The sequence below is a fragment of the bacterium genome (assembly GCA_021372535.1).
GTDB lineage: Bacteria > Latescibacterota > Latescibacteria > Latescibacterales > Latescibacteraceae > JAFGMP01.
In genome coordinates, this window is sequence record JAJFUH010000034.1 from 1 (window position 1) to 6,378 (window position 6,378).

Annotated in this window: 3 protein-coding genes; 1 reads left to right on the top strand and 2 read right to left on the bottom strand. The window is 50.2% G+C overall.

Annotated elements, in window-relative coordinates; genetic code table 11:
- Positions 1–213: 213 nt before the first annotated feature.
- Together LLG96_03225 and LLG96_03230 are read right to left on the bottom strand one after the other, a co-directional pair.
- The gene (locus tag LLG96_03225) at positions 214–2,337 is read right to left on the bottom strand and encodes a tetratricopeptide repeat protein (protein ID MCE5249211.1); all 2,124 of its coding nucleotides are present in this window, start codon (positions 2,335–2,337) and stop codon (positions 214–216) included.
- A 114-nt stretch (positions 2,338–2,451) separates the two neighbouring features.
- Complete coding sequence (locus LLG96_03230) at positions 2,452–4,683, bottom strand: right-handed parallel beta-helix repeat-containing protein (protein MCE5249212.1); 2,232 nt, start codon at positions 4,681–4,683, stop codon at positions 2,452–2,454.
- A 478-nt stretch (positions 4,684–5,161) separates the two neighbouring features.
- Here LLG96_03230 and LLG96_03235 point away from each other — a divergent pair.
- The coding region (locus LLG96_03235; GenBank protein ID MCE5249213.1) for an ABC transporter permease subunit at positions 5,162–6,378 on the top strand (1,217 nt) is incomplete at its 3' end.

Genomic DNA, 6,378 nt, shown 5'->3' on the forward strand with positions numbered 1-6,378 from the left:
TGAAATATATTTCGGAAATTGAGCCCTATAAAGGTGATTCGATACAATCTGTGTAACTGCGCACCAAGCCGTCATTCCCGCGAAAGCGGGAATCCATGTTTTTTTACTTCCGGTATCATTCTTTATTCGCCGGAGCAATAACCGGAAGCATTCACAGTGAATATCTCCCCGTTACAGTTTCGGGGAATAAATATGTTCGATACAGTAACGAACTTATTCCGTTTTTTTTGCCTTGAGTGTCCGCTCGCTTTTTAAATAATCCAAAGCTTCTTTCAATTCCACTGGCGCCTGCTTGTACTCCGGCCGCAGCTCAACCGCTTTTTCAAGATGTGCGGACGCCTGACGTTCCACACCTTTATGCCTGAGAATCACACCGAGCAGGTAGTGTGCCTGTGCAAAGGAGGGTGCGGTTTTAACCACATTATCCAGATACATCGTTGCCCTGTCGACCATGCCACGGTTCGCGAGAGCCATACCGATCTGAAACTGCGCGTTGATGTTCTCGGGATGCAAGGTCAGGGCTTTACTGAAGATGCTGATTGTTTCATCGTAATCATCAAGCATGAGACTGACAGTGCCGAGATTCATGAGCGCTTTGAAGTTGACGGGATCGACTGCAAGGGATTTCTTCAGCTCCTCACGGGCGGCCTGATAATTCTCAAGAAACAGATACGCACTTCCGAGATTGTTATGTACTTCCACATTGTCGGGGAAATACACCAGGGCTTTTTGAAGAACCCCGGCCGCTTCCTCGTATCTGCCGCTCAACAGGTATGCGCTTCCCAGGTTGTTGTAAACATCGACACTGTAAGGGTCTCTGAGCATTGCATCGCTAGAGTACTTTATTGCTGCCGCGTAATCTCCTGACATACTCGCCATGGTACCGAGTTTTACATATGCGGGTGTATAATACGGATTGATTTCGAGAGTTTTAAAAAATTCATTTTTGGCATTTTCCGCATACTTTTTCTCGAGGAGCGCGCAGCCCAGATTATAGTGCGGGCGGGCGAGATTCGGTGATTTGCGGACGACATCGGTCCACAGGGTCAAGCGATCCTTCCACACCTTGTTCCGCTCGAATGTCATTACGGAGTAAGCGAGCACAATGGCCAGAAAAACAGTAATCGCCGCCGTCTGCGAGAATTTCTCCCAGACGAGGTAATACATGATGCTCACGAAGAACAGGCTGAAACCGAACATCGGCAGATAGAGGCGGTGTTCGAACATTGTGCTCGGAATGGGTATTATGCTCGATTCAACGGACAGGGTGATGAAAAACCAAAGAATTCCGGCCGAAACAGCCCTTTTCCGGGGGAACAGCCAGATGGCAAGAACGACAATCGATGAGAGGAACAGGAATCCGAGAATTGTTGCGGGATTAAAAAATCCCTTCGAAGCGGCGACATCATGAAGGAGATTCTGATGAACCGGCACAGCAAGAAGCCCGATGTATCGAACAATCACCTTGAACTGGGTCATGAGATAAATTGTGCTTGTGAGTTCCGGGTCCTGATACCGGTGGGACCCGACCGGATGAAAAATCACGCCTGTTTTGAACGAATAGAGCGCCGGAACGATTAGCAGGAGAATGAGCGGGATGAGGAAATACAGATACCGCTCCCTGTGAGAAAAAAAGTCCTTGAGTGAGCCTTTTGTGAACGCTGCAAGCTCAAAGAGAATCAGAGCAAACGGAAGGGTGAACACGATTTCCTTTGTGAACATCCCGAAAAGAGCACTCGCAGCCGCCAGTAGAAAAAAAAGAACCGACCGCGATCTTTTATCCGAAAGCCGCGCCTTCATGTAACAGCACACCGAAAACAGGTAAAACAGCGTCGCAAGCGATGCGAGCCGCTGGACGATATACGTGACTCCCTGTGTCTGTATCGGATGCGAGACGAAGACGAGGGCACAGGCGAGCGAAAGCAGCCTGCTGTGACGGCTGATCGGTTCTGATCGCATGGCCGGGCTCGAAAAAAACAGGAGCGCCAGCCACATGACGAGAAAGGCATTGATGATGTGAATGGCGATATTGACTGCATGATACCCGAAAACTTTCAGTCCATTGAAGTGATAATTGAGCGCGAACGTATAGAGGCCGACGAACCGGGTCTTGTAGAAGTCCCATATCGCCCCGGGGTTCCCGATGTGGCGGATAGCCTTGTTGTTGAGTATGATATTGCCGTCGTCAAACGTGAAGTCGCAGTTGAAACTGTTCGAATACACGATGAGACCAAGAATCAGAATGAGAACATAGGGGAACAGTTTTATGATGAGCGGATGAATCTTTCTCTCCGTTGCCTGAATCTTTTTTTGCGGTTTTTTACCTGCTTTGATCATATGGTATTCCGTTTCCTGCTGAGGTATATACTCCGGGAGCCCGATAGCTCATTCGGTTTTAATGACTTATTGATTATAACAGGTTCCCATGACCATCGAAATCTTCCATGGATATTATTTGACAGCGCCCTGCGCCGAGCGGTACTCGTCTACAGAAAGACCGATCTGCTCGACCGGGATTCGCTTGAAACCGAGCTTGTACGCCGGGGAATCATCCCTGAGCTGAAAATTCCCGTGCTCCGGATCGACAAAACCCGGATTCGTGTCGGTCACCATGTTGCCGTTGGAAGTCAGTATGTCCGTGATTTCCTTGTCTCCGTTCGGATAATCGATCGCCTGTCCGCCTAATTTCCTGATCCACTTGCACAGGACCGGGTCGGCGATCAGGTTGTCTTTGACCATGACCGTCGAGAAGTCAACGCCGTCGTAGAGATCGAGCCAGCGCCCGCCGTACGAGACATTACGGATGATTTTATTGTTCTTCGGAATAGCCGGATCATCGTCATAGAGTTTCAGGAGCTCCGGATACCGTTCGCTGTAGGGCGGCTCGCGGAAATTCATCGCATCCATGCGGTCGAAGAGGGTATTCACGTAAATATCCATTGACTTGTCGAAGTAGTATTTCGCCCAGCCGAGACCGCGCGCATCAACGTGCGCGGAGGGCGCGCATTCCACGAATATGTTGTTCTCCACGGTGTTGTCACGGCCGCCGCCGATGAATGCCGCGCGGCCTGCCTTATGGAATATGTTGCCGTAGATGGTCGTCCCGCTCGACCAGTCATCGAGATACACCGCCATGACGCCGTGGAGGCCGGGGCCGAGGAGGTCATGGAAGTAGTTGTAGCGGATGATGTTGCCGCGCTGTGTCCAGTCGCGTCCCATATAGAATGCACCCACATCGCCGGTCTGCTGGGCAAGCGTATGGAGCTCGTTGAACTCGATGATGTGCTCGTTGCCGCCGAGCATGATTCCCGAATGAGGAGCGTCATGGATGAGATTGTGAGCGACACGGTTTCCGACGCCGGAAACTGTTATTGCCGACTGGTATGTCCGTATCCATGCGCTGTAATGGTGAATGTGGTTGTTCGTTGCATAATTGCCGCCGGGAGTGAGCGTTTTTCGGTCGCCGCCGTCCAGTGTGATTCCTCCCGCTGCGACATCGTATATGTCGCACCCGGTGATGCCGTTGTTCGTGCCGCCGCTGATGCTGAGCGCAAGCTCTCCGAGATTACGGGTGGTGCAGCCTGCGACGAGATTGTGCGAACCGCCGGTTACGGTGACAGCACTGCCCCGTGAAAATTCGAGGTTAAGACCCCGGATCGTTACGTATTCGGTGTTTTCGAGCGATATCAGCGGATTCCGGAGAATGGATACGAACGCCCGCCCGCTTTCTATAGGTTCCGGCGGCCAGAAGTAGAGGAGACCGTTTTTACGGTCGAGGTACCATTCACCCGGGCTGTCGAGCTCTTCAAGGATATTGAGCGCATAATACCGCTGTTCCTTGCAGTAGCCGTAATGGGAATGAGGCTCCTTGATCCGGATTTCACGGCGCTTTGTATCAATCGAGCTGACTTTCAGGAACTCATCGTACCAGTCCCATGTCCAGTAACCGTGGAGCACGATTTCGTCCACATCCTTCCAGCGTTTCGGCCTGTCGCCTTCATAGGTGAAACGGCCGTAGTGCCTCCCGACCGGTAAGCCGAAGCGCATATGGGGAAGCTCACCCTTGAACACGAGCTCGCCGGTCTGGGGTACATCGGCGATGGTCGTCCATCCGTCGTTCGGCCAGCGCGAGAGGATCATGCGCGCATCCTTGAAGAAAAGTTCGAGCCCGGGGCCGCCGCGGCTGGTTATCTCGCCGTAGTCCGTTATTCCCTGCGCCATGAGATCGGTCACGAGCACCTTGTCACGATATCCCTCATCGATGCGTCCGGCGACTGCCTTATCCGTTACCGGCTTGAATCCCGTGATCTCCTTTCCGCCGACGAGCTGTACCTTTTCCCCGTTGAATGAGCACCAAACCACCGGCGCCGATTCTGTGCCCGAATCCTCGGAAGTCAGGGTAAAGGTCGACGATAGTGGATATGCGCCTTCCCTGATATGGACAGTGACACCTCCGGCGGGCAGGGATGCTCCCTGTTTGAGCGAACGTACCGCATTCCGCCCCCGATCGAGCGTGGTAAAAGGGCCATCCGTATTGGCACTGTTCGGCTCCGTGAGTTTTCCCGACCACGAATCGTTACCGGATAATGAAACGTAGAACGATACGCCGCCCTGTTTCGTTCCCGTACAGGAGAATAAAAACGCAGCAATACAGGCCATGACCACATATAAGCCGTTTTTCATGGAATTACCTCGTATTATGAATGTTACTCTTATTGTAACTTTTCGTTCCGGGAGAGGTTGTCATAAATGAAAATGATATTGTCTGATTCCTAAAATAGGATTCTGTAAATAATTCTCAAGCTCTTTTTCCATACAGGACATAAATATATTTCCCGTTCATACGATGGAAAATAAAACAAAGATATTTTTGATTATTCGCTAATGATATCTGTTCAACCATTTCCTGCATGAGTAAAGAGATTCATATTGATGTGTAACCACTTACCCAATTTTTTTAGTGTTTACAGGAATAAAGAGACAAGAACAGTGAATATAATCTGTACAATAATAGAAATAACAACAGGTTAATAAATACATTGAATAAACGCCATAATTTGGAATATTATTTGCTACTTTCAGATTATATAGCTGAAAAACATCAGCGCTTCGTTTATCAGAATTATATGTGTTGCTCTTGTTATATATAGCGAGGTTAACAATGATCCTTTCTATCGCCATTAAAGAGTTTTACTCGAATCTCATCTCTTCACGGTTTGCCATCGGTTTCCTTTTATGCCTGTTTCTTGTCCCTTTTTCGCTGTTTATCAGCATCGACGACTATAAAAGTCAGATGAGGACTTACGAAGTTGACCGTAAAACGGCGGATAAAGATAACTCGTCCATCCGCGTGTATTCGGCGCTTCGTCCGGAACTGGTCAAACCCCCCGAGCCGTTGAGCATTTTCAGCCGCGGGATCAGTTACAATGTCGGAAGTAAAATCACGATCCACCTCGGCGAAAAACCATTCATGACAACCGGCAAAAGCCTTGACCGTGAAAATCCGTTCCTGAACTCTTTTTTATCGATCGATTTCATCGGTATCGTCGGAATCGTCATGTCTCTGATCGCGCTCCTCTTCACCTACAATATCTGCTCCCGCGAGCGGGAGATGGGAACGCTGAAACTCATGCTCTCGAATTCGATCGGGCGATGGGAAGTATTACTCGGCAAAGTGCTGGGGAGTTTTATTACGCTGATTCCGATCATCCTGTTCTGTTACACCCTGTGTGCTGTCATTATTCTTCTGTCTCCGAACATTTCACTGACCTCGACCGAATGGCTTCGGGTAGGTCTTCTGTTCGTAGTCAGCATCCTCTACTTCACGTTGTACATGTTTATCGGCCTGTTTATTTCGACGAGGACACGGTCCGCAGCCACGAGCATCGTCCTGTGCCTTTTCGCCTGGGTGGTGTTCGTGTTTATCGTACCGAATCTGTCCGTTTACGCTTCCCAGAGCCTGATGAAAGTGGAATCCCGGGACAACCTCAGCGTCGGCTTGAGCGAGCTTGACAGGGAATTCGAGAATAAGGTCGAGGAGTACAGAAAAAAAATCGGATTTGACCCTTCATTGGGATTCGGAAGCTGGGGGACTTATGATGACGGTCACTTTGAATTAGGTGGCCAGTCCCCGGAATTCATGGATTTTCAGCGTCGGACATGCCAGTATTCCGAGCCGCTCAGAATCGAATATGCCGACAGGAAATGGATGCTGCAGAAGCGGTATCTCGATCAGCTCGACCGTCAGCGGAAACGGGCGGAAACCCTGTCGCTCCTGTCCCCGACGGAGCTGTTCCACCTGATCGCGTCATCGGTGTGCCGTACCGATGTGCAGTCGCACTACCATTTTCTCGATATTGTCGGGCAGTATCGCGAAAC